We start from the raw sequence: 26,096 nt of genomic DNA, 5'->3' as shown, positions 1-26,096 counted from the left end.
ATTGTTTTATATTTAACATATATTTTTTAAAATTATTTTATTAAAAAATTAAAAAAGGTGCCTTAGAATATAGCTCTAAGGCACCTTTTCTCCAACTCTAATATTTTGAATCTACTATATGGTGGTTTTTCCCACTTAATCTTTGTTATATAATTAACCATATTAATTGTATATTCTAATACTTCCTACCCCAACACTTATATCGAAAATATAGTCACCATTACCAGAGATAACTGCTTCATTTTCTATTGACCCCAATCCTGATTCTGATTTAATACTTATTGGTGAATTCTTTGGTATCTTAATATTAGAACTACCAACTCCACCATCATATATTAAATCCCCACCGACCTTCTTTATTGCCACATTTACCTCTCCAACGCCTCCGTTTATATCAATATCTCCACTTCTATCTCCTGTCTCTATATTAACTTGCCCTACTCCACTATCTAAGTCTAAGCGATTAAAACATATATTAGATAATGTTAGTTTTCCGGCTCCACCATCTATATTAATATCTTTTAAGTCTAGATTATTAATATCGGCCTTTCCTGCCCCTTGATTAAAATCTAAATTACCATTAAAAGTTTTTGGTACCATTATATCTAACTTTGTATGTTCAATATTAACACCTATATTTTTCTTACTTTCTTCCTTTATATATAAAGTATTCCCTCTTTTGTTAATTTCAAGACTTTTGCTATAATCTCCAAGTTCACCTTTTACCTTTACTTCGCTTCCATCATATGCGTATAAATTAATTTCTGATGCTCCACTTTCAATCCGTATTTCTTCAACCCCAGAAATAGATTCTGTTTTATCAATTTTTGTTACAGTAGAGTTCACATCTTTAGCATTAGAATTATTGCACCCTATAAAAAATACACTTAACATTACTGATGCTAAATAAAAACTTATTTTTTTCATAACTTCACCCCTCAGTATACATTATATCCCAACACACTCCTTTTACTTTCTTAAAAAAACCTTATTTTTATTTATAATAGCAAAAAAACTATACAAATTTCTGTATAGTTTCTCTCGCCACTTGTACTTGATTTTCATTATCAGTTATCTCTCTAAAAAAATCACTTGAATATATGTCTAACATACTCAAATGGTCTATATATTAAAAGTCTTGGTCCTGAAAACCTCATTACCTTTTTTATTTTTTCCTTCATATCTTTCTTATAGCAATGAATTGGACATTTACTACAAGATGACTTTTTATCTCCAAACTTGCAAAAACTTAATCTTTTATGAGCATATTCTAAAAGTTCCCTACAATCATCACAAAGTTCATCCTTACAATTATGGTTTTTTTCACAGTAAAGCCTAATCATTAATTCTACAATTTCTTTTTCCTTTTCTACCCTACTCATTTACATTCTCTCCTACAACCTTAATAGTCTTAATTTTAAATGTAAAATAATATAGCTTGAGCAATATAACTACTGCCATTGCAATTCTTGCATGAAAATTATTTACAAAATACATAGCTGTAAGAATCATAGTATCTGCAAATAGTAATATACATACCTTTTGTTTTAAAGTCATAGCCCTGTTATTCACAAAATTCTCTAAGTGCTTTTTGTATATTTTTGTTTCTTTAAACCACCTATCAAATTTGTCAGAACCTCTAACAAAACAAAATGATGCTAATAATAAAAATGGTGTTGTAGGTAATATCGGCAATATCACTCCAATTGCCCCTAATCCAAAAGATATTAATCCTACAATTATATAAAGCGATTTCTTTATCTTATTCATATCTATTTTTCCTTGAAGCCTAGACTCCCCCCTAGACTTCAAGGATCCTCCTTATTAAATTACTTCAGTTAACTTTTTATTTTCTAACCTTAAAGTTCTATTACATATAGAAGTTGTTGAGTTTCTATGTGTAATTAATATTATTGTTTTATCATTACAATTTTCCTTAATTGCCTTTAATATGGAACCTTCATTTAATGTATCTAAGTTACTTGTTGGCTCATCAAGAATCATTATTTCACTATCCCTTAAGAAAGCTCTAGCTAGTCCAATTCTTTGTTTTTCACCAGATGATAAATTACCACCTAATTCTCCAACCTTAGTTTCATATCCATTAGGTAGAGTTTCTATAAATTCATGTATCGATGCCTTTTTAGCTGCTTCTACTACTTCCTCTCTAGTTGCATCTAATTTAGCTACCTTTATATTCTCCTCAATTGTTTCATTGAAAAGATATGTTTCCTGACTCATTAGTGCCTCTACTTTTCTAAGTCCATATGTTGTAATATCCTTTATGTTCTTATTTCCTAAAGATATTTCTCCACTATTTGCATAGAAGAATCTCATAAGAAGCTTAACTAGTGTACTCTTACCACTTCCACTTTCACCAATTATAGCTACCTTATCTCCCTTTTTTATCTTTAAGTTAATATCTTTTAGTATTTCTTCTCTTCCTTCATAACCAAAGTTAACATTCTCATAAGAAATGTCTACATTACTAACTGCTTCTTTTCCATCAACATCTTGAACTGCAGCTTCTTCATCTAAAAGATTAAATAATCTATCTGCTGAAGCGAATGTTTGTAAAAGGTTATTTGAAAGGTTACTTAAAGCAACAACTGGTCCAAAGGATGATGCTAGTATAAATATACAAAGTATATATTGATCAATTGGAAGTGCTCCATTTTGAACAAAATCTCCTCCTACAAATACAAAGGTTAAAATTGCTATCATTATCGTTGTATCTGATAATGCTCTAATAAGACCTTCATGATACTTAATTTTCTTTTGTTTTGTATTTAGAAGTTTAGAACTTTTACTTATTTCTTCTCTTCTTTCTTCTGAAACCTTATATATAAGTACTTCCTTTAAGCCTCTTAAAGAATCTAAAAGATATGAATTAGCTTCTCCAAAAGTTTTTCTGTATTCTTCTCCAGCTTTCTTTCCATACTTTGAAGTAAAATATGGTATACAAAAACCTACTATAAAGAAGAATATTCCTCCTAATATACCTAGTGTTAGGTTAATCCAACAAAGTACTATTGTAATTATTATATTAGTTATTATTGCAATTGATATTGGTGCAATAGTGTGAGCATAAAAAACTTCTAAAAGTTCAATGTCAGCTGTAATTAAGGATACTAAATTTCCTTTACCCATTCTTTCAAGTTTTGCAGGTGCAAGCTTTCTTAGCTTAGTAAAAACCTTATCTCTTAGAATAACTAATATTTTAAATGCAATATAGTGCCCTGAAAGTTGTTCTATATATCTAAGTGGCCCTCTTAAAATTGCAAATATAATCATTATCCAAATAGCAGTTTTCATTGCTACTCCTAAGGTACTTCCAACCATTTCTCCTATGGCAACTGCACCAAATGATGTAATTCCTATAGCTGCTAAAAATCCAAGTACACCAAAAGTTATAGTTATAAACATAAAAGGTAGTAATGGCTTTAATTCAAGAATAAGCCTACTCATTATTTTAAATCCTGATCTTCTTTCCATTACATCACTCCCTTTCCTTCTAGTTCTTCTTGCATTGATACAAGATTAAAGTATTTATTCTTTTTATCCATAAGTTCTTTATGATTTCCCTCTTCAACTAAGTTACCTTTATCTAAAAGATAAATCCTATCTGCATTCTTAACATTAGCTAATCTATGAGATATAACTATTAATGTCTTATTATTTCTTAGTTTCTCTACTGAGTTCCAAATCATTTCTTCACTTTCAACATCAATATTTGAAGTTGCTTCATCTAAAATAAGTATTTCTCTATCAGACAGTATTGCACGAGCAAATGCTAATCTTTGCTTTTGTCCTCCAGATAAAAGAGAACCACCCTCTCCTACTTGTGTATCTAATCCATTATTTAATGAATCTACAAATTCTTTTAAGTTAGCTACTTCTAATGCTTCATTAATTTCTTCAACTGTAGCATCCTTTTTCCCTATTAATAGATTATCTTTTATACTTCCATTAAATATGAAACTATTTGTAGATATAATAACCATCTTTTCATATAAATCTTTCAATGGAATTCTATTTATATCAATCCCATTAACTTTAATACTTCCTTCATTAACTTTAAATGTATTTAAAAGTAGTGATGCAATGGTACTCTTACCACTTCCACTTTCCCCTACAATAGCAGTAAACTTATCCTTCTCAAACTTCATTGAAACATTATTTATTACATTTCTTTCACCATCATAGCTAAATGTTATATTATCTACTTCTATATCAGATTTATGGCTTAATTCTTTAGTAAAGTCTTCTTTTCTTTCTTCTAATTCATCAGAATCTAATAGTTTAAAGATTCTATCACAAGCTGCCATACCATTCATTGCTATATGGAAAAATGATCCTAAAAGTCTTAATGGTATAAAGAATTCTGAAGATAAAAGTATTATAATTATTGTTCCAGCTAGAGTAACTTGTCCATTATAAAATGCATTTAAGGTTATAATGCTTCCTAATGCTGCACCACCAAAAGCAACTAAATCCATAACATTTATAGAATTAAGCTGCATACTTAAAACCTTCATAGTTATTCTTCTAAAGTTTTCAGCCTCATCATTCATCTTCTTGTGTCTTTCTTCATCAATATTAAATACCTTTAAAGTTGTAAGACCTTGAAGATTTTCTAAAAAAGTATCACCTAAGTTAGCATAGTTATTCCAGTAATCCTTAAGTATTCTTTTAGCTATTTTCATTATCGCAATAATTGAAACAGGTATTAAAGGAACACACACTAAGAAAACTATAGCAGCCTTTAATGATATAAATGAAAATAGTATAAATAATGTTATTGGTGCTAGTAATGAATAGAAGAATTGAGGTAAATATCTACCAAAATAAACTTCTAATTGCTCTACACCTTCAACAGCAACTTGCACTACTGAACTAGTTGATGTTACCTTATTATAATTAAGGCCAATTCTTGTTAACTTTCCAAAAATCCCATCTCTAAGCTTTACCTTTACTCCTTCAGAAGCTTTGTGGGAAAAGTGACCGTAAGATAAGTTAGCAGCTATTCTTATTAAAATTAGCATTCCTAAGATAAATAATCTTAAAGTATTATTACCTAAGCTATCCACAGTAAAAAGCATTCCTATAAAATCTCCAACAATTAATATAATTCCTATATTACATAAAAGAGAAATCCAATTTGCCAGTACAGTTAGTACTATATATTTTTTTGACTCTTCACAATAGTTTATAAGCCTTTTATTTATCATCATAAGCATTCACCTCGTAGTTTAATTGATAATAACTTTCATTACCAAAGTAACTATACCATGATTGATAATCATTTTCAATACTTTTTTCTTATATTTCCAAAAATAGACCTATAAAAAAGAGAAATTGCATAGCAACTTCTCTTCCTAGAACTTTATTATCTTCTTATCTTTTTACCTTCTTACCTAGTACCTTGTTACCTTATTATCTCTTTTTAGCTATTTCCACCTTAAGCTTTTTCCCTTTAATAGTACTATCCTTAAGCTCCTCTAAAACTAGTTTACCTTTTCCATTAAGTATTTCTACATAAGATCCCATATCCCCAATTTCAATTATACCTATATCATCTGAGCTTACTCCTTCAATGTTTGATATTGTCCCTACAAAGTCTACAGCTCTAATTTTTTTCTTCTTACCACCATTAAAGTATAGCTTAGTAATTTCCTTATTTATATTTTTACTCTTACTTTCCTTCTTCTTAGCCTTCTTCTTTAGTACACTTTCTTCAGATTCTAAAAGTTTCTCATCTAAGAATATTTCCTCTAAACTCTTTTCTGGAATCTTAAATCCTATATATTCTTCTATATCATTTAAGAATCTATCTTCATATGGAGTTACAAATGTTATAGCCTTACCACTTTTACCTGCTCTTGCAGTTCTTCCTATTCTATGTACATAAGCTTCCTTCTCTAATGGTACATCAATATTTATTACATGAGTTATACCTTCTACATCTATTCCCCTTGCGGCAATATCTGTAGCAACTAAAATTCTAAAATCACCCTTTTTGAATTTTTCCATAGTGGATATTCTATCCTTCTGTAGCATTCCGCCATGAATTTTATCAACAGAATATCCTAAGCTTTTTAGATAATCATATTCTACATCTACATTTTCTTTAGTTCTACAGAATATAACTGCTGTTTCTGGCTTTTCCTTTGCAAGTAACATTCTTAAGTATTTTAACTTTTCCTCTCCATTTACTCTAAATAAAATATTTTCAATTCTATCAACTACCAATCCGCTACTTTCAACCTCAATATTAACTGGTCTTTTTAAATGTTTTGAGCATAATTCTCGTATCTCTTCAGGTATTGTTGCAGAGAAAAGCATAGTTACTCTTTTTTTAGGAATTCTTCTTATAATACCTTCTACTTGCCTAATAAATCCCATATTAAGCATCTCATCTGCCTCATCAATAACTAAATATTTTATATTAGATGTATTAAATGTTCCCCTATCAATATGATCTAAAACTCTTCCTGGAGTACCTATTACTATATGAGTTTTTCCTTTTAATTCTTGTGCTTGATCTTTAAATGGAGCTTTTCCATATACGCTTACTCCCTTTAGTCTCTTATATCTTCCTATATTTTTAACATCCTCACCTATTTGTATGGCTAATTCTCTGGTAGGTGAAAGTATTAGAACTTGCGGATCATTTTCTTCCCATTTTACTCTTTCACATAAAGGAATTACAAAGGCTCCTGTTTTACCAGTACCAGTTTGAGATTTTACAATTAAATCTTTATTAAACAATACCTCTGGTATTACCTTTTCTTGAACTCCAGTGGGTTCTTTATATTCTAAGGCATCTAATGCCTTAATTAATTCTTTACTCAACTTAAATTTTTCAAATGCATTAATCATGTTTTTTCTCCTTTGATTTTATAGTATTAGTCTAACCTAAAAACATAATTATTTCTATAAAAAGAGGAGTAGATATTTATTTGGCTTGTTCCATAACAGAAAGACAAATATCCACTCCTCTATACTTAAGGAAAGAAATTACTCCCTTGCATAATCCCTTAATCTAAAGCTTCCTGCTGTAAAGAATACTAAAGACATAAATATAATCACTATAGAAGGTACTATATATTGATTGTTTTGTGCTATTTTTATCATCCAAGTAAATGGTGATATAATACTTAACTTTTCAATAATCTTAGGTACATTTTCAAAACTATCTAAATTCATACTAACCATAGAAATTCCAAAACAAAGTAGCCCAAAGATTACTGTAGCTAAACTTGTAATGATTGGATTCTTAAGCCATCTTGTTACACATACTACAATGGTAGTAGATATTAAACTACATAATACAATTACTAAAATTGTTGATATTATATTATATGAATGTAAACCTACTATTTTAGAAGTAATAAGAAATGCAATTGTACTTAAAATAGCCTGTAAAAAGAATATTGATAAGAATATTCCTCCTAGAATTTCATAATCCTTATTAGCTGTAGATATAGTTCTTTTTAATACTTTCTGATTTCTTAATTTTATTATATCTTCCGTTATTACGGACCCACCAATCATCATAAAGTAGCATATCATCATTAAAGTCATAATAAATTGAGAATCATCTTCCACTATATCATCTTCTATAATTGTTTCTATATAATTAGTGCTTAATCCCTCTTTAACTTCTTCTTCAAGCTTGTTATTTATATAATTTTCTATAATTTCATCTCCGATTACAGATCCTATTTCCTCTTCTGTTTTATATACTTTTACTTCTGGTGTTCTACCAGACTTTAGAATCTCTCCAAAACCATTTTCTATAACATATATAGCTCCCACATTATTTTTTCTTAATTCACTATAATTATCCTCTGGAGTTCCTTCATATTCTTTAATTGTATATTTACTCTCTAGCTCATTTACTAATTCTTGAGAGTATGCAGAATTATCGTTGCATATTACTCCAATATGGCCACCACTCATATCATCTGGAGCCTTAGCCATACCAACTAATACAATCATAGGAAGTAAAAAAGAAATAGCCCACATTAAAGGGTTTTTTATATGTCGTTTCATATTAATAAAAATAACTCTTATTAAACGCATCTTCTTACCTCCTTAACCATACTTTCTTTTATAATTGATACTATAAAGAAAATTACTGATAACCCAAATAAAATTAATATAGAACTATTTACTCCTTTTAATGTTCCATATAGAGTAAACCAATTAACTACTTTTATAATTAAATGTGTAACAGAAAGTGATGATAGTATACTTTCTACTCCTGAGAACATTTCCATACTTGCTATTGGAATTAAAAACATTATTACCCCTACAATTTTTCCATATTTAGGACCAAATAAACTTAAAACCATCATGCTAATAGTTGACATAAATAAAGAACTTACTCCTAAAATTAATGTTAAAGAAAATATATTTCCTGTAAAATTAACCCTAGTAACTCTAAAAAATAATACATAAACACTCATAATTATAAAACAATATATAAAGTTAGTAACTAAATCACTTATTAATAAACCTAGTCTACTTGTAGGAGCTGATCTAATCTTATTAGACAAATTTACTGATTGCTTTGAATAACTTCCTTCAATTAATCCATATATAAGCATTGTTACCACAAAACCTATCATTGATGAAGACATCATTTTATATGGAGAAATGTTTTCTTCCACATCAATTATTACATTTTTTACAGCTTTATTATCCTTTAATCTTTCTAATTCTTCCTGAGATCCCCCACTAATTCCAACATACATACTCTTATGATATTTATCTAATATAACTTTTAATGTTTCAATTGCTGTATTCCTTTCATTATTATTTTTCTTTATTACAATATTTCCTTTAGTTAATGATGTTAAGTTTTTTTCATATCCTTCTTTAATGATTAAATCACAATTACTATCTTCATCACTTATAGTAATTAGTTCCTGTATCTCTTCACTCTTTAAAAAATCTATTAAACTTTGAGACATATTTGTTTTATCTTCATCCATAACACTCACTATAACCTTTTTTAATTTTAATGGATTATTATGGGTACTACTTTTCATAAATCCCATAACTCCTGCAAGTATTACAGGTAACAAAACAAAGTAGGCAATTGTAACTAAACCATTGGCGAACATCCCCTTTAAGGTTGTTTTTACATAATATAATATTCTCATTGCCACTCCCCCTTAGTCTCTTAGATTTTTTCCTGTTAATGTAAGGAATACATCTTCTAATTTAGCTTCTTCATAACTTATTTTTTTGATGACTACATTTTCTTTTTCTAAGATATTTAGAGCATTTCCAAGTTTAAAATTACTATTTATAGTTAATGTTATTAAATTTTCATTATCAAGAACTTTTAATACTCCTTCTACATTTTCTAATTTAAGTAAGGCTTCACCACTAATATTTGAAGCATTAATTATTACCTTGTTATTAGGAAAAACTGAACTTTTTATATCTTCCTTATTCCCATAAGCTATTTCCTTCCCTAAGTCAATAATAAATACTCTTTCACACAGTTCTTCAACTTCCTCCATGTAATGAGAGGTATATATAACTGTTGTTCCCCACTCTTTACATATCTTTTTAGTAAAAGTAAATATATGATTTCTAGACTGCGGGTCTACCCCAACAGTTGGTTCATCCATAATTAAAACCTTAGGATGATGCATTATAGCTGTAGCTATATTTAATCTTCTCTTCATTCCTCCAGAAAATTTCTTAACTTTTTGCTTCCTCTTATCTTCAAGTCCTGTTACCTCTAAAGCTTCTTTAATTCTTTCCTTTAGAAGTTTTCCTTTTAATCCATATAAAGCCCCAAAAAACTCTAAATTGTCATAAGCACTTAATTCTTCTAATAGAGCTATATCTTGAGGTACATATCCTATATTAGCTTTAGCTTTAAGGCTTTCTTTTACTATGTCATACCCACAAATCTTAATTTTCCCACTATCTGGCACCAAAAGGGTTGTCATTATATTAATTAAAGTAGATTTACCAGCTCCATTAGGCCCTATAAATCCAAATATTTCTCCTTCATTAACCTTAAAGCTAACATTATCTAAAACTAATTTATCATTAAATCTCTTAGTTATATTTTTAATTTCTATTATTCCCATAAAAAATACCTCCTTAAATTTCCTAATACTATAATAGAAAATCTAGGAGGTTTTATCTATATATAAAAGTCACTATTTATATGACTTAAGTCATTATTCCATTTTTAAATGCGAATATAGCAATTTGAGTTCTATCTCTTAACTCTAATTTTGATAGTATACTAGTTATATTATTTTTTATTGTTCCTTCTGATAAAAATAATTCCTCTGCTATTTCTTTATTGCTTAATCCCCTTGCTATTCCTTCAATAATATTTATTTCCTTTTCAGAAAGTCTATATCTTTCTATATCCTTATTCTTTATTATTGAAGATTTTAATATCATTTGGGATGCCACATCTGGATGAACTACCATATTCCCTTTATAAGCAGTCTTTACCCCTTCATAAATAACATCATAAGAACTATCTTTTAACATATATCCAAAAGCACCATATTTAAGAGCTTCATCTATATATTCCTTATCTTTAAATGTTGTAAGTATGATAACTTTTATCTTATTAAATTGATCCTTAATAAGTCTTGTCCCCATTACTCCATCGCAATCTTTCATTCTTATATCCATAAGTACTATATCAATCTCTTTGTATTTACATATTTCTAATGCCTTAAACCCATTTTCACAAGTATCTACAACTTCAATATCCTCAAAAGTAGAAAGCATTATCTTAAGTCCATCTCTAATTAACTTTTCATCATCTACTATTAAAAGTTTTATTTTTTCCATCCCCTATATCTCCTTTTCCTTAGGAATTGTAATTTTTACAAAGAATCCATTACCTATGGATGATTTAATATCTACTAATCCATTCATTTCATTAACTCTTTCTCTTATACTCTTTAATCCAACTCCACTTTCTTGAATTTTATCAGTTCCTTCGCCATTATCTTTAAACGATATTACAAAATCATCTTCAGTAAAATTCATAATTATATTTACTACAGTAGCCTTCCCATGCCTTAATGCATTAGATAAAACTTCTTGTGTTATTCTGTATAAGTTACTTACTTGCTTAGTAGATAGATTCCACTCCCCTTTAGAAACTATAACCTTAACATCTACACCTGACATCTTCTTAAAGTTTTTACAAACTTCTTGTATTCTTAAGACTCCTTGATAGTTATCATATTCATCTGGTTTTAATTCTTTAACAGCCTTCTTTACATCTTGAAAACTTTCATTTATAAATTCTCTCAAATTTCCTGCCATTTTCCCAAGACTACTTTTCTCTTTTTTCCCCATAGCCTCCATAGCAGATAATTGTATCATAGCTGTAGACAATGCATGTCCTACACTATCATGTATTTCTCTAGATATTCTATTTCTTTCTTTTAGCAAGGTTATTTCTTCTATAGACTGTACATATCCTTCCAATTCATTGTTAGCTTCTATCAATTTTTCTTCTGAAACTCTTAATTTGTCATAAAGCTTTTGTGCTTCTAGTTTTGTTGAATAAAGACGTTCAATATAATTTAGAAGTATAATAAACACTCCTAAAATAAATAAATTAACCATACCACTTTCAAAGGATTGATTAAATTTTTCTGTAATTCCTATTAGTGCAGAGACTATAATAAATCCCCTCTTAATGTAAATATTTTTTAATGTAAATACATCAATTATTGCACCTATTAAGTAAAAAAGTATCCATCCCCCAAAATTCAATTGAGCAATAGGAATTAGTATAAACTCTAGTGCTATGGATATAATTTTTATTTTTTCATTTTCAATAAAAAATACCCTAAGATTATTATTGATAATAATTAGTAAAATAAAAATCAAGCTAAATAAGCTGGCATTTCCACTTTCACAAAACAATTGATAAATTAAAAATATAAATACTATATATCTTACACTTAATAACTCTTTACTCTTATTCATAAAATTCTCCATACTATATATGTTTTACCTATATAATACTATAGTTTTATAAAATAAGAAAAGAAGAAGCTACAAAATATAGCTTCTTCTTATTAATTTATATTACTAAATATATCATATAAATTTAGAATTCCATATCCCCATTGTGCATTAGGGTATATATCCCCTTTTCTTTTTTGTGTTCCCCTAGCAATAAAAGTTTTTATACTTTGAGTAGACATATATGGATAATTTCTTCTAACTATTCCCCACTCCATCAATAAAGCACATGTGCCAGCAGCCATAGCTGCTGCAACACTTGTTCCATTTATAATATTTATTTTATTATTTAACCCTATTGCTACTGCATTCTTACTACCTGCAGCTATATCAATTCTATCAACAAAGTCATCTCTAAATGCAACACCAGAATAACCTAATATATTAAAATTATCTTGATCATAACCAGCAGCAGTAATAGTTTCAGTAGAATCTCCCGGTATTGTTATAGTTCCATATATATCACTATTTAAAAATCTTGTTTTTGGATTTATTAAAGCCCTTTGAGGAATCCATGCATTTATAGTAGAATTTTTCCCCTTTTCTAATGTAGTTCTGACTTTCCATATCCCAGGTCTGATATTATGCATAGCTATTCTTATCAACTGATCTCCAGTAAAAACTTCCGGAACAAATTCTGTATAAAAAATATGAGTTTCCTCTAACACAAATGAAATTTCTTCAGCAAATTCTATACTTCCAGAAGTACTTAAAACACCTGACTCTTCTCCAGAAGGTGATATTACATTTACATCAACTACATCCGGAACATTAACCCATATATCTAATATTATATTTTTATCTTCCTCTGATATATTAAGCTCAATAACTTCACTATCTCCTACATTCTCAATAACTGATAGAGAATGACCTCCTGCATCTCCCTCATTTCCTGTTCCAGTAACTATTACTATTCCAACATTACTAGCTATAGTTTTTATATATTTGTCTAATATAGAATTTCCTTTATGGTTACCAGAATTACTTTCAATAGGTAATAAAATAACCATGGGCTTAGAATTAGCCAGAGTATAATCCTTTAAATATTCTAAAGCTGGAAATATTGTAGCTAAATTATAAACTGGTACTTTAATGTTGAATCTTTTTTTTAAAGCCATATCTTCATTTAATTTTATTATCCCATACCTACACTTTGAAGCTATTCCATATACTTGATTTTTATTATAATCCATTCCTCCAACTAATGATGCCATATGAGTTCCATGTCCAACTTCGTCTCTGCTTGGAACTATATCATATGGATTTTCACCATTTCTATATGCATTAATAGCTTTATTAATATCATTCGATGTATATATAGTCCCATAAGGGATATTATTATTTTCATTCCCTTTTGTATTTACTCCTTGATCCCAAATAAACTCAATTCTAGTTTTTCCTGTTTCATCCATAAAAATATTATTTAGATAATCTATTCCTGTATCAATAATACCAACAATAACCCCTTCTCCTTTTAAGTTAATAGAGTCACTGCCTTGAATATATTCAAAATCTGTTGCTTCTAATGGAGTAATTTCTTGCAATGTATATGGCTCAAGAATTTTAAAAAACGATATACTATCGAAATCTCTATTATTTCTAATAATTAAATTTTTAATATATCTAAATTCATTGCTAAGTCCCATCTCAACATTTATAACTGTAAGAATAGCATATTTATCATTAATTTTACTTACGTACAATCCTGGAACACCTTTTAAATCTAATTCAATATCACCTTCATATTGAATTAGATATTTATTATAATCACTGCTTGTATAAATAAATTCTGGAATATAATCAGATTTTTTCAATTAAACAAATCTCCTCTCTTTTCAAAAGTGTCGTATATCCCCTTATCCATTACCACAATGATCTGTTGTCTATTGTTATTATACTTACAACCACGCTCTAACCTATATACTCCACCAATAAACTCAAATGTATTTTTTATATTTAAATATCCAAAACCAGTTTCTCTATTAGGATAATTCTCATTACTCTTTCTATTGGCTCCATAAATCAAGTAACTTCTTACTTTAGATGAGAACATTTGAAGATCATTTTTATTTACTATCCCCCATTGAAGTATCAATGCACATACACCTGCAACAACTGCTGTAGCAACAGAACTACCACTTACTGCTTGTATATTATCTCCTGGTGTTGTAGCTAATATATTAACTCCTCCTGTAGTTATATCAGGATTAATTATCCCATCAACATTATATCCTCTTCCTGATTCCGACACTAAGGTATCATTATTACTATTATAATAAGCTACAGTCACCACATTTACAGCTGTAGATGGAATTGTTAAGGTGTTATATGGATTGGGTTTTAAAAACTTTGTCCCTTTTGGTAATAGCTTACTTGGATATAGCCAAATATGAAATGTACCATTTAAAACATAATCTCCTCTTAATTTAATACTCCATATTCCTTTTTTTATATTATCAAATCTAAGCATTATAACCTGATTTCCAGTATATATATCAGGATCATAGTAATTAACTCTAAGTGATGTATTTATAAGTATATACCTTACTATTTTCTCTTTATTAACTTGAGAATTTATATATTTAGATTCTTCACCAGATGGCGATATAACATTGATAGCCATTTTGTTAGGTCTTGACACCCAAACAAGCACAGTAAAATACTTCATTTCTTTTGCTATACTTAATTCTATTTTATTTTCTTCTCCTATATATTTAATTGTATCTGAATAATGCCCATCACTAGATCCTTCATTTCCTGTTCCTGCTACAATTACTATACCTCTTCTATCTGATATATTTGTTAAGTACCTAGATATAATATTATTAGCATTATGGGCTCCTATAGTAGTCCCAACTCCTATAAAAATTATTATTGGTTTCTTTATTTTTTGAGCGTATGTATTTAAGAACTCAATTCCAGCCAATACCTCACCGGAATTGTAAACTGGAACTACAGGGACTCCATTCTCTCTTAATCGTTTTTGGAAATTAGGAGAGGGTACTAATTTTACTACTGCATAATTGCAATTATTAGCAATCCCCCTTATCTCGCTCTTATATCCCCTTGCGCCAATTATTCCGGCCATCTTAGTTCCATGTCCATTTTCATCTCTACTTGGAACTATATCATATGGGTTTTCTCCACTTTTACTTTTTTGAATAGCTTGATTTATATCATTATTGGAAAATTCTCTTCCCACATAATAATTTGAATTTTCAACTTGAATTGTCTGATCCCATATAACTTCTATTCTAGAGGTACCATCCTCCCTAATAAATTCTGGATTTAAATAATCAATACCTGAGTCTATAATTCCAACTAAAACTCCAGTTCCATCTAAATTTAAATAAGGATTCACTTTAATTGAACTTATTTCATCAATTGATTCTGGTGAAATATCCTGCAATACATAGGCACTTCTTACTTCTATATAAATAATAGCTGGTACATCTACCTTTAATCTTTCTATATTTTCCTCATTTACAGAAACTACAGCTAAAGTATCCGTAATTGTATTACCATATGCATAATCCACTTTATCTATTTGTTCTTTAAATGCTCCTCTATATTCTACTAAGTACCCCTCAGTATTTTCATCTAAGTATGGATTATAATAATTAACTCTTATATTCATCCCCCTTTACTTTGCATTCTGTTCATCATATATAACTATTCAAATTATATTAATTAAAAACTCTTATTATTCTACAATAAAATAAAGAGTTACTACAAAACTAATACTAGTTTTTGTAACAACTCTTTAATGAAACTATATTATTTTAACTTTTTTAATAACTCTTCTATATCTAATCCATGAACCATACAAGCCTCTTGTAATGTTTCTCCTTGAGAAGCTGGACATCCAAGACAATGCATTCCTGCAGACATTAATATACTTTCTGCATTTGGATTTATTTTCAATATATCAGCAATTATTGTATCTTTTGTAATTTCAGCAATTTCTACACTTTCAGGGAAGAACATATTCATATCTTCCTCTACTGTTGAAATTCCACCAATTCCAAAATTCTCAACTAACACATTTGCTACATTTGGAGAAAGGAATGCAGGTAATGTTGGCCCTAAGTGAATTTCTTTTACTCCAAGATATAATAATGATAGTAATACAATTACAGCTTTTTGCTCATACCAAGCTATGTTGTAAACAATTGGTAGTTCATTGATATCAGCTAGTTCAAATACTTCTTTCAACTTAAGAGCAATTAATGCTAATGAATAAGAGTCATTACATTGACCAGCATCTAATACTCTTGGAATACCACCAATATCTCCTAAGTTTAATTTATTATATTTATATTTTGCACAACCTGCAGTTAAAATAACTGTGTCCATTGGAAGTGCTTTTGCAAAATCAGTATAGTAGTTTCTCTTAGAAGCTCTACCGTCACAACCAGCCATAACTACAAATTTCTTGATTGCTCCTGATTTTACTGCTTCTACTACAGTATCAGCAAGTGCAAATACTTGTTCATGAGCAAATCCACCTATGATTTCACCTGTTTCAATTTCAGTTGGAGCTGCACATGTTTTTGCTAATTCTATTATTTCAGAGAAATCTTTCTTAGATCCAGATTCACCTTCGATGTGCTTACATCCTGCAAAACCTGCTGCACCTGTTGTAAACATTCTATCTTTATAAGATTCCTTTGGAGGAACAATACAGTTTGTTGTCATTAAGATTGGTCCGTTAAATGATTCAAACTCTTCTTTTTGTTTCCACCAAGCATTACCATAGTTACCTACTAAATGAGAGTATTTCTTTAATTGTGGATAATAATGTGCTGGTAACATTTCGGAGTGAGTATATACATCTACTCCTGTGCCTTCTGTTTGAATTAATAACTGTTCAATATCTGCTAAATCGTGACCGGATACTAATATACCAGGATTTTTACCAACACCTATATTTACTTTTGTAATTTCAGGATTACCATAGGTAGATGTGTTGGCCTTATCAAGTAATGCCATTCCATCTACTCCCACTTTACCTGTTTCTAATGTTAATGCTACTAATTCATCTACTGTTAAGGAATCATCTAATAATTTTGATAATGTTTCTTGCATAAATGCATCTATTTCTTCATTATCATATCCTAATGCATTTGCATGCTTAGAATAAGCAGATAATCCTTTTAATCCGTAAGTTATTAATTCTCTTAACGAACGAATATCTTCATCCTTAGTTGCTAACACACCAACTTCTTCAGATTCTGCTTTTTCCTTTAACATTGCATTTACTTCTTTACCATCATTGTTCACTAAAACTATATTTTTAAGTGTATTTAAAAAGCCATTATTTTCATTTTCTTTTAAATCCCAAGTTGCTGCTTCAGATAATCCTTCTTTATTTGAAAGCTTTTCTAACAATTCATTTTTCTTTAAAAGTGTTTCTTTTACTCTTTCATAAAATACTTCATCATCAAAATTTGCATTTGTAATTGTTGTAAATAAATTTAAAGTTACATAATGATTTATATCCTTAGATACTTCTTTCCCTTCTTTACGTAATCTTGTTGTAACTTCTGACAAACCTTTTGTTACATATATTAATAAATCTTGCATATTGGCTAAATCAGCACTTTTACCACATACACCAACTTTTGTACATCCTTTATTTTGAGCAGTTTCTTGACATTGCATACAGAACATATTTTGATTCATATTCTTATCTCCTTTACTTATGTATTTATTATCTGAGTTAATAATACATTTAAATAAAAAATGAGTCTGTAACAAACGTTACAAACTCATTTTTTTATTTAAAAAGCTCCTCTTCTAATGCCTCTAAATTCAATATATTTATTGATGCTCTATCAAATTCTATTAATTTATCTTCTCTTAATTTTATTAATTCTCTTGAAAGTGATGGTCTTGGAATTCCTAAATATGATGCTATATCCTCTTTACTGCTCTTTAATTTAATAAGCTCACTTTGCTGATTTTTTTGTAATTCCAATATAAAATTTATCACTTTTTCTCTTACACTTTTAAATGCTAAACTTTTTACTTTATTATTTAACATAAAAACTTTATCACTTAGTAATGATACAAAGTTCTCTAGTATTCTTTCTTCTCTTACACATAACCTTAATATTTCATTCTTATTAACAAATAAAATTTTACTATCTGTTGTGGACATAATCGTAGCTGGATATGTACTCTCTTTTGAAAAAACTAAAGCTTCTCCAAAGACATCACCACACCTTAATCTCTTTACAATTATACTGTTACCACTTGGATAAATTCTTTGTATTTCTATAACTCCATCTAAAATTAATCCTATGCAACTACACTCTTCTTCCTCATTTGCAATTACACTGCCTCTTTTATATTCTTCAAAGGAATATTTAACAGATTCTAATATTTTCCCTATTTCTTCTGATTTTAGTCCAATAAAAAATTCATTCTTCTCAAGTAAATCTATATTCAATATATCACTCCTACAAATAATTATTCTTTTTTAATAAAGACAATTTCAAGTTTTTCCTTTATAATATCATTATATAAAACAAAGGAGGAATTTGAAATGGGTTGTGGATGTTTAACAAAAGCTAATAATGGTGATGATGGAAAAGCCATCGTTGATTTAGTAAGAAGTAAGGGTAAAGAAAATTTCCCTTTAAGATATCTTTATAAAATAGACTGCTCATGTGGTAGTACATTTACAATGAAAACCTTAGTAGATAAATGTGTAAATTGTAACATGACATATGGTGTTACACCATGTGGACAAAACGACAAAAATAATGTTAAGCCAGCTGGTATTAACTATTAAAAAAATCATAAATTTAATATCCTATGCATAAAAAAGATGAGGAAGTTACCTCATCTTTTTATTTATCTTATTTCTACAGTTTCCTCATATTCAACATGTGGATTTCTATCTACTATATTTCTTAGAACAAACACTTGAATAAATGCAACTATAACATCCATAATTACATGTTGTTTAATAAATAGTGTAGATAAAATAATTAAATAGCCTACAACAATTACTGTTGATTTTAAAATCCTATTTTCTGAAACTCTACAAACCCATATACTGCAAATTAATGCCAAGGCTACATGAAGGCTTGGACAACAATTCACCGGTCTATCATTTGCATATATATTTCTTATCATATTTGAAAACATATCATCCCCAACAATAATTGGACGACTTACACTAGTTTGAAAAAATATAAATATTATTAAAGCTGACAACATAGTCAACACTATACACTTAGCAAACTTATAAAATTCCTCATTATTTTTTGTATAAATATATATGAATGAGAATAAAACAAGTGCATACCACATATAGTATGGAATTACAAAATACTTAATAAGAGGTATTTTACTATCCAACGTCGTTGCTAATGATACACTTTGTATATTTAATCCATTTACAAGCTCATAACCTATTATAGTAAGTAAATATGATATTACTAAAAATATAGCTTTTCTATCTTTTATAAATCTTTTTGCTATATCCTTGACCATATACTATTCGCCCCCTCAGAAGACATAATAATTAAAACCTTTACCCTTAATAATTATATCACTACTCCTTAATTTGTTTTCTTAATTTTATATTAATATTTCTTTAGTTATGTATATCTGATAAAATTTAATTAATTATTTAAACTTAGGAGGATTTATGAAAGTTGGAATTATTGGAATAGGTGACATATGTAAAAAAGCTTATCTTCCCCTTATAACATTGGTGAAAGATTTGGAAATTGTATTGTGTACAAGAAATATATCTACATTAGAAGAAACTAAATTAAAATATAAAATAAATAAAGCAGTTTCTAGTGTAGATAATTTAATTAATGAAGGAATAGACTGTGCTTTTATTCATAGCTCTACAGATTCACACTATGATATTTGCAAAAAACTTTTATCTAATGGAATTCATGTTTATGTAGATAAACCTATAAGTTATAACTTAGATGAAGCCTTAGAATTAAAAGACCTAGCTATGAAAAATAATTTAATCCTTAGGATAGGTTTCAATAGACGTTTTGCTCCCATGATAAGTTCCCTAAAAAGCTTAGGAGAAGCAAATATAGTACTAATTCAAAAAAACAGAATAAATTTACCTGGAGAACCAAGAGTCTTTGTATATGATGATTTTATCCACGTTGTTGATACTCTAAGATTTTTAATGAATGATGCTTATGATAATTTCACTGTAGATACAAGAATTGAGGATAATTTATTACAAAGCATTACTTTAAAACTATCTAATTCTAAAACTACAGCTATTGGTATAATGAATAGAATAAATGGAACAACTGAGGAGATAGTTGAATATATGTCTCCTGGTAAAAAAGCCATTGTTCGAAATTTAACTCATACAACTCTTATTGAAAACAACTGCACTTCACTAAAAGAGTTCAGCGACTGGGAAAACACTCTTCATAAGAGAGGTTTTAATTCAATTATTTCATCATTTATTAATGATGTTAAAACTAATAGTCTGAATTATGATATGCTGGAAGACTCAATAATTACACATAAACTTTGCGAAGAAATATTAAAAGAAATCCCTAGAAACTAATCTAGGGATTTCGCTTTTAGTTATCTTTAATAAAGATAATATATCAACCCCATTATTATTTTCTTATTACACCAATTGCTTTTCCTAAAATATAAAATTCTTCATCTGGTGTAACAACGATAGGCTCATACTCATCATTTTCTGGCAATAAAGTTATTGTAGTCTTAGTTAAACTTAATGTTTTTAATGTTGCACTTCCCTCTATATTTACTGCTACTATATCTCCATTCATAGGAGCTTGTGTTTGCTCAATTACAACAAGATCACCATCATTTATGTTGGCCTTTATCATAGAGTTTCCCTTTACCTTTAATATAAACTTCTTGTTTCCACCCTTAACCCAATACTTAGGTAAATTAAAAGTATCTTGTTGCTCTGGAGATATAAGAATTGGTTCTCCTGCTGCTATATTATTAAAAACAGGAATTTGTTCTAATTCATCATCAGAGTACTTTTCATCTAGTTCTCCTAATATCTTTTCCTCAAAACCTGTATTTTCAATAGAAAAATGGAAGTTTCTTCTATGTTTTAAATCAAAGAACTTATATTTTTCTTTTATATTAAACTCTTCATTAACTGCTTGTCTATTGTTCTTTTCTACTACATCTACCTTAAAATTATATATTTTTTTATTATTACCAAATACCTTCTTAGCATAAACTCTTCCCTTTTTTACAAGTTCAGAATAAATATTCTCTCCCTTATCTACATCAATTCCTAATGTAATTGTCCCATAAGACTTGTCCTTATATAAAGCTAATAAAAACTCTAACTCTAATTTAGATAGCCCCTCTACATTATCTACAAAAAGATGAACATATCCACTATCTTCTTTCCTTATATTTTCAATAGCTAGTCTTATTCTATCCTCTTCATCCACTAATCCCTTTTCTTTAAGAATTCTATTATAGTAGCTATATAAAATGAACATTTCTGCCCTTGATGGAGAATTCTTTCTTAGCTTTAATGGACCTCCCATTAAAGTCATAAACTCTTCAGCCTTCTTTATATTATTATTCTTCATATACTTTATTTCATTTAAAATTAAATATAAATTATCACTATTTAACTTATTGCATCTTTTAAAGCATCCTATTTTTATTCCATCTTTAAGGATTTCTAATCTCTCATTTTGCTTTGCTAAAACAGAACCATCAGAGTACTTTAATATAAGCTCATTTAATGTAATAAACTCAGGCTCCACATCCGATGATAATAGTGATATATATTTATAATTATTATTAAATTTAACTTTATTAAATCTACTTTCTATTTTATCTAATAGCCCTTTTTCCTTTTGAACAAATAAAATTTTATCCTCTTTTTCAAAGGCAAAATTATTAACTAAATTTAATATTCTATGTAAAAACGCTTCAGTTTTTCCTGTATTACTTCTTCCTTTAACTATATTATTTTTGCAAGGTTTTCCCTCTATAAATTTATTTTGTATATTAAGTAATTTCATATATTCTGTCCTCTTCTAAAAAAATCTTATACTTATATAATAAAGGAAAATGATTATCTTTTCAAAATTATTTTCACTAGAAAAAAACTTAATTTTTTCCACTCTTATTACTCTTTTCTTTCTCTTAATGAAAAAATACTTCCTAAGAAAATAGTTAAACAAATAATACTCGTAATAGAGATTACTATAGCCATAAACTTAGCCAAGTTAGATACAGGGCTTATATCGCCAAAACCTATTGTTGTGAAGGTTACTATAGTATAATAAAACAAATCAAAATTATTAGGATTTGAAGAAAAAGCTCCTTTATCTATTATATTAGTTAAAGAAACCCCTAAAAATAAGTTTATAACTATCATAGTAACTATAGACATAGCTGCAATAAATACTTGAAAAAATCCCCCTCTATCCTTACTGTCAAACTTTATATACCTTGGATTTCTCATTATTTTTAGTAACAACTTCATATTTAAAAAGTAGCTTATTATAATTCCCAATACACCAGATAAAGTATATTTATTTAATTCATTTGGAAAAACTATAAGTATCATCACATAAGAAGATGTTATAAAATAGGTAAGTAAGAAATCTCCCTTTATACTCTTATCAATTCCCATACTCATATACCTATGAAGATTAGAACTCAATAAAAGTATATATCCCATTAAATAGTGCACGATTATAACCCCTACTATAATAACAATAGTTTTCAAAATCATGTCTACTTCAATAGAAAAATGTACTTTAATATACTTTAACACAATAGTATATATAGAAAGTAAATTAAATATCTCTGTAATAATTATCATTCCACCTTGAGTTATCCTTACAAGAAAATCCCCCTCTGTCCATAGACTTTTATAAGTAATATTAATTCTCTTAATTCCATACTTAAAATATTCTTTTGTTCTATCCACACTATCAAAAGCCGTTAAAATAAATATAATTATTGTTAATATAGTAATTATTATAATCATACGCCTCACCTCCATGTGCTAAGTTACACATGATATAATATGTGGGGATATATTAAAATATTTCTTTAATATGTTTTATCATCTTTTCTTTGTTATCTTCATATTGCTTTTTTCTATTTCCATTTGCACCGGAAGGATGAGGAAATCCTTTTAAAACATAGTCTTCATCTATTCTTCCTTCTTTTATAAATTTATCTAACACTTCTTCTACAGCTTTTCCTAGTGGAATAATTAAAACATTTTCTAAATTAGAAAGTTCATCTAGAAAAATACTATCTATATAGTTCATCAGAATTGAAGTTTTTAGAATCTTTGGGGTGTGCCCTGTATAATTCTTACCATCTATAAAAACTGAATAAGGTATAAGTGAAATTGTATGTAGAAGATAGTCTTTATTCTTAAAAAGTTCACTGCAACTATTTATTCCTAATGCATCATTTAAATATATTCCATCTAACATACTTATTATATTATTTCTTAGACTACCACTAAATCTAGCTGCAACCTTGCAATTATAACTTATTTCATCAATAGATAATCCCTTTTCTATTCCTTTTCTTGCTTCTACAATTGCTGCATTCATCTGTTGAAATCCTGGTGTTATGCCTACAATAAATACCTTAGCCTTTGGGTTTATGTATTCATTATGAGGAGCATAGTATATTTCAACCTTTCCTTCTTTTTGAATTAAGAAATCATTTATTAATAACTCTTCTTTCGAATATTTGTTTTTAATTGGTAACTCTTTTATAGCCTCAATATAGTCTTTTAAAAATTCTCTCATATGTTATCCTCCTATTGTCTATGCTCTTTAATAATATAATTTCCATTAACTAAAAAAGCATTTATAAAATTAAAATAATATTATGTAACATATTATTTGGTATAGAATAATATGTATTATAGATTTAGATTTAAATTTAACTTCATTAATAATAAAATATTTTAATATTTTCCAATTAGTTTCTCCAACATCTAATACTCTCAAGATTTTTGTGGGATAAATATAAATTATCCCACCTTTAATAATCATGTATATGTTTACAAAGTGTATAATCTTATGATACTCTACTTATACAAACATCATCGAGGGGGACTTATATATGAAACTTATTGTAAACGGGGATGACTTTGGTTATAGTATTGGGCAAAATTTAGGTATTTTAGAATGTTTTAAAAATGGGATTATGACATCTACTTCATTAATGGTAAACATGCCTGGATTTAATCATGCTATTGAATTAATGAAAAACAACAGCGAATTAAAGGTAGGAATTCATTTAGTTATGACTGTTGGTAGTCCAATTTCTACAGGACTTAAGGCAATAGTAAACAATAATGGTATATTTGATAGAGATATGACTAAAATTGAAACTGCTAATATTAAAGAAATAAGAAAGGAATATAGAGCTCAAGTAGATAAATTCTTATCAACAGGATTTACTCCAGCTCATATAGATTTTCATTACGCTGTAACTAATGAACAATACCAAGTTGCTATGGAAATAGCTAAAGAACTAAATATTCCTGTAAGAGGAATGGATAAAGTTTGGGAAGATATACTTGATAAAAACAATATTAAACACTCTAGAAACTTTAACTGTGACTTTTATAATGAAGGTGTATCTTTAGAAAATCTAATTTCAATTCTTGAAAATAATCTAGATAAGGACTATATAGAGTTAATGAGCCATCCAGCTTATATTGATTCAACTATCCTTAGAAATAGTAGCTATAATATAAAAAGAGCTTTTGAACTGGAAATCCTTACAAGCAATGAAATAAAAGAATACATAAAAAATAATGATAATATAGAATTGATTTCTTATAAAGATTTATAAGAAACATAAAAAACTGCCCTAAGGCAGTTTTTTATGTTTCTTAATTACTATTATTCTCTAAGTAAATTATGAATCACTTGTGTAGCATCCATATATTTAGCTATAGACTTACCACTGTGTAATCTATTAACTATTCTAGCTAAGAATTCTGACATATCTACTCTTTCAAACCATTTAGCTTCTAGTAATTGTTCTGGTATATATGTTAAGTTAGTTGAATAAATCTTTGATATAGTACCATCTTCATAATACTTATTGAACTTCTCTAAACCTTCTGTAAAGAAAGCAAATGTAGCAGCTACATATACATTTCTAGCATTTCTCTTCTTTAACTCTCTAGCTATATCAAGAACAGATTCTCCTGAAGCTATCATATCATCAACTATTAATACGTCTTTTCCTGCAACATCTCTTCCCATATATTCATGTTGAACTATTGGATTCTTTCCATTTATAACAGTTGAATGGTCTCTTCTCTTATAGAATAAACCTACATCTACACCTAATACACTTGAATAATAAATTGCTCTATCCATAGCTCCTGTATCAGGACTTATAACTAATAACTTTTCTTTATCTAATTCTAAATCCTTTTCCTGTGATACAAGTGTTTTAACTATATCATATGTAGGATAGAAGTTTTCAAATGATAATAAAGGTACTGCATTTTGAATATTAGGGTCATGAACGTCAAATGTAATTATTTCATCTACCCCTAATCTTTCAAGTTCTTGAAGTGCTAAAGCACAATCTAAAGATTCTCTTCCCTTTCTTCTATGTTGTCTTGATTCATAAAGTAATGGCATGATCACTGTTATTCTTGCAGCCTTACCTCTTATTGCAGCAACAGTTCTCTTGATATCTTGGAAATGTTCATCTGGTCCCATATGATGTTCAAAACCGAACATTTTATATGTACAACTATAATTCCCAATATCACATAAAATATAAATATCTTTACCTCTTACAGTTTCAGATATCTTAACTTTACCTTCACCATTAGCAAATCTCACTTCATTTAAAGGTATAATATAAGAATCTTTGTTATCTCTCGCTTCTTGTATAAACTTATTTACAGCATCTCCTAGTTCCACACAACTTCTAAGGGCTATTATGCCAAGATCATGATTCAATTCACTCATTGATTTCTCTCCTTTTTATTAAAATCCCAAATATATTATATATCAAAAAATGTTGTAATG

General features: G+C 28.3%; 23 protein-coding genes. 3 read left to right on the top strand and 20 right to left on the bottom strand.

Annotated elements, in window-relative coordinates:
- Window positions 1-162: 162 nt before the first annotated feature.
- From G594_RS0103980 to G594_RS0103910, 15 genes are all read right to left on the bottom strand, one after another.
- The gene (locus G594_RS0103980; RefSeq protein ID WP_027097381.1) at window positions 163-927 is read right to left on the bottom strand and encodes a DUF4097 family beta strand repeat-containing protein; all 765 of its coding nucleotides are present in this window, start codon (window positions 925-927) and stop codon (window positions 163-165) included.
- Window positions 928-1,088: 161 nt separating this feature from the next.
- Complete coding sequence (locus G594_RS0103975; protein ID WP_027097380.1) at window positions 1,089-1,382, bottom strand: nitrous oxide-stimulated promoter family protein; 294 nt, start codon at window positions 1,380-1,382, stop codon at window positions 1,089-1,091.
- The gene (locus G594_RS0103970; protein WP_027097379.1) at window positions 1,375-1,770 is read right to left on the bottom strand and encodes a YbaN family protein; all 396 of its coding nucleotides are present in this window, start codon (window positions 1,768-1,770) and stop codon (window positions 1,375-1,377) included. The genes G594_RS0103975 and G594_RS0103970 overlap by 8 nt, the downstream gene beginning before the upstream one ends.
- A gap of 54 nt (window positions 1,771-1,824) precedes the next feature.
- Window positions 1,825-3,495, bottom strand: coding sequence for a thiol reductant ABC exporter subunit CydC (cydC, locus tag G594_RS0103965; RefSeq protein ID WP_027097378.1), 1,671 nt, complete (start codon window positions 3,493-3,495; stop codon window positions 1,825-1,827).
- Complete coding sequence (locus G594_RS0103960; RefSeq protein ID WP_027097377.1) at window positions 3,495-5,234, bottom strand: ABC transporter ATP-binding protein/permease; 1,740 nt, start codon at window positions 5,232-5,234, stop codon at window positions 3,495-3,497. Before G594_RS0103960 ends, cydC begins: the two co-directional genes overlap by 1 nt.
- Before the next feature lie 202 nt (window positions 5,235-5,436).
- Window positions 5,437-6,882, bottom strand: coding sequence for a DEAD/DEAH box helicase (locus tag G594_RS0103955; protein WP_027097376.1), 1,446 nt, complete (start codon window positions 6,880-6,882; stop codon window positions 5,437-5,439).
- Window positions 6,883-7,020: 138 nt separating this feature from the next.
- Window positions 7,021-8,088, bottom strand: a complete 1,068-nt coding sequence (locus G594_RS0103950; RefSeq protein WP_027097375.1) for an ABC transporter permease — start codon at window positions 8,086-8,088, stop codon at window positions 7,021-7,023.
- Entirely contained in the window at window positions 8,079-9,173 is a 1,095-nt protein-coding gene (locus tag G594_RS0103945; protein ID WP_027097374.1) for an ABC transporter permease, read from the bottom strand. The genes G594_RS0103950 and G594_RS0103945 overlap by 10 nt, the downstream gene beginning before the upstream one ends.
- A gap of 12 nt (window positions 9,174-9,185) precedes the next feature.
- Complete coding sequence (locus G594_RS0103940) at window positions 9,186-10,121, bottom strand: ABC transporter ATP-binding protein (RefSeq protein ID WP_027097373.1); 936 nt, start codon at window positions 10,119-10,121, stop codon at window positions 9,186-9,188.
- Between the two features lie 85 nt (window positions 10,122-10,206).
- Window positions 10,207-10,848: a response regulator transcription factor gene (locus G594_RS0103935; RefSeq protein WP_027097372.1), complete on the bottom strand. Its 642-nt coding sequence runs from the start codon at window positions 10,846-10,848 to the stop codon at window positions 10,207-10,209.
- 3 nt (window positions 10,849-10,851) lie between these two features.
- Window positions 10,852-12,003, bottom strand: coding sequence for a sensor histidine kinase (locus tag G594_RS0103930; RefSeq protein WP_027097371.1), 1,152 nt, complete (start codon window positions 12,001-12,003; stop codon window positions 10,852-10,854).
- A 92-nt stretch (window positions 12,004-12,095) separates the two neighbouring features.
- Window positions 12,096-13,856 carry a S8 family peptidase gene (locus G594_RS0103925; protein WP_027097370.1) on the bottom strand — a complete coding sequence of 587 codons (1,761 nt, stop codon included), beginning with the start codon at window positions 13,854-13,856 and terminating at the stop codon, window positions 12,096-12,098.
- Window positions 13,853-15,679, bottom strand: coding sequence for a S8 family peptidase (locus tag G594_RS18305; protein WP_034865876.1), 1,827 nt, complete (start codon window positions 15,677-15,679; stop codon window positions 13,853-13,855). Before G594_RS18305 ends, G594_RS0103925 begins: the two co-directional genes overlap by 4 nt.
- A 140-nt stretch (window positions 15,680-15,819) precedes the next feature.
- Window positions 15,820-17,727 (bottom strand): hydroxylamine reductase, encoded by a 1,908-nt coding sequence (gene hcp, locus G594_RS0103915; RefSeq protein ID WP_027097369.1) that lies wholly within the window; start codon window positions 17,725-17,727, stop codon window positions 15,820-15,822.
- A 94-nt stretch (window positions 17,728-17,821) separates the two neighbouring features.
- Window positions 17,822-18,496, bottom strand: coding sequence for a Crp/Fnr family transcriptional regulator (locus tag G594_RS0103910; protein ID WP_207734586.1), 675 nt, complete (start codon window positions 18,494-18,496; stop codon window positions 17,822-17,824).
- 96 nt (window positions 18,497-18,592) lie between these two features.
- Here G594_RS0103910 and G594_RS0103905 point away from each other — a divergent pair, with 96 nt between their 5' ends.
- Window positions 18,593-18,841, top strand: a complete 249-nt coding sequence (locus G594_RS0103905; protein ID WP_027097367.1) for a hypothetical protein — start codon at window positions 18,593-18,595, stop codon at window positions 18,839-18,841.
- Between the two features lie 62 nt (window positions 18,842-18,903).
- Here the strand turns inward: G594_RS0103905 and G594_RS18300 are convergent, their stop codons facing one another.
- Entirely contained in the window at window positions 18,904-19,548 is a 645-nt protein-coding gene (locus tag G594_RS18300; protein WP_051195899.1) for a phosphatase PAP2 family protein, read from the bottom strand.
- A 157-nt stretch (window positions 19,549-19,705) separates the two neighbouring features.
- Between G594_RS18300 and G594_RS0103895 the strand changes: the two genes are divergently transcribed.
- Entirely contained in the window at window positions 19,706-20,611 is a 906-nt protein-coding gene (locus G594_RS0103895) for a Gfo/Idh/MocA family protein (protein WP_027097366.1), read from the top strand.
- Window positions 20,612-20,666: 55 nt separating this feature from the next.
- On the opposite strand, the gene lexA is transcribed toward G594_RS0103895, so the two are convergent.
- The 3 genes from lexA to G594_RS0103880 form a co-directional block, all read right to left on the bottom strand.
- Entirely contained in the window at window positions 20,667-22,076 is a 1,410-nt protein-coding gene (lexA, locus tag G594_RS0103890; RefSeq protein ID WP_027097365.1) for a transcriptional repressor LexA, read from the bottom strand.
- Between the two features lie 107 nt (window positions 22,077-22,183).
- Window positions 22,184-23,053: a potassium channel family protein gene (locus G594_RS0103885; RefSeq protein WP_034865874.1), complete on the bottom strand. Its 870-nt coding sequence runs from the start codon at window positions 23,051-23,053 to the stop codon at window positions 22,184-22,186.
- A 52-nt stretch (window positions 23,054-23,105) separates the two neighbouring features.
- Entirely contained in the window at window positions 23,106-23,837 is a 732-nt protein-coding gene (locus G594_RS0103880; protein WP_027097363.1) for a hypothetical protein, read from the bottom strand.
- A gap of 319 nt (window positions 23,838-24,156) precedes the next feature.
- On the opposite strand from G594_RS0103880, the gene chbG reads away from it, so the two are divergent.
- Window positions 24,157-24,894: a chitin disaccharide deacetylase gene (gene chbG, locus G594_RS0103875; RefSeq protein ID WP_027097362.1), complete on the top strand. Its 738-nt coding sequence runs from the start codon at window positions 24,157-24,159 to the stop codon at window positions 24,892-24,894.
- A gap of 50 nt (window positions 24,895-24,944) precedes the next feature.
- Here chbG and G594_RS0103870 read toward each other — a convergent pair whose 3' ends face one another.
- A complete protein-coding gene (locus G594_RS0103870; protein WP_027097361.1) occupies window positions 24,945-26,036 on the bottom strand; it encodes a ribose-phosphate pyrophosphokinase in 1,092 nt (363 codons plus the stop codon).
- Between the last annotated feature and the right edge of the window lie 60 nt (window positions 26,037-26,096).

The organism is Clostridium paraputrificum AGR2156, assembly GCF_000424025.1.
GTDB lineage: Bacteria > Bacillota > Clostridia > Clostridiales > Clostridiaceae > Clostridium > Clostridium paraputrificum.
This window is presented reverse-complemented; position numbering and strand designations above follow the sequence as displayed.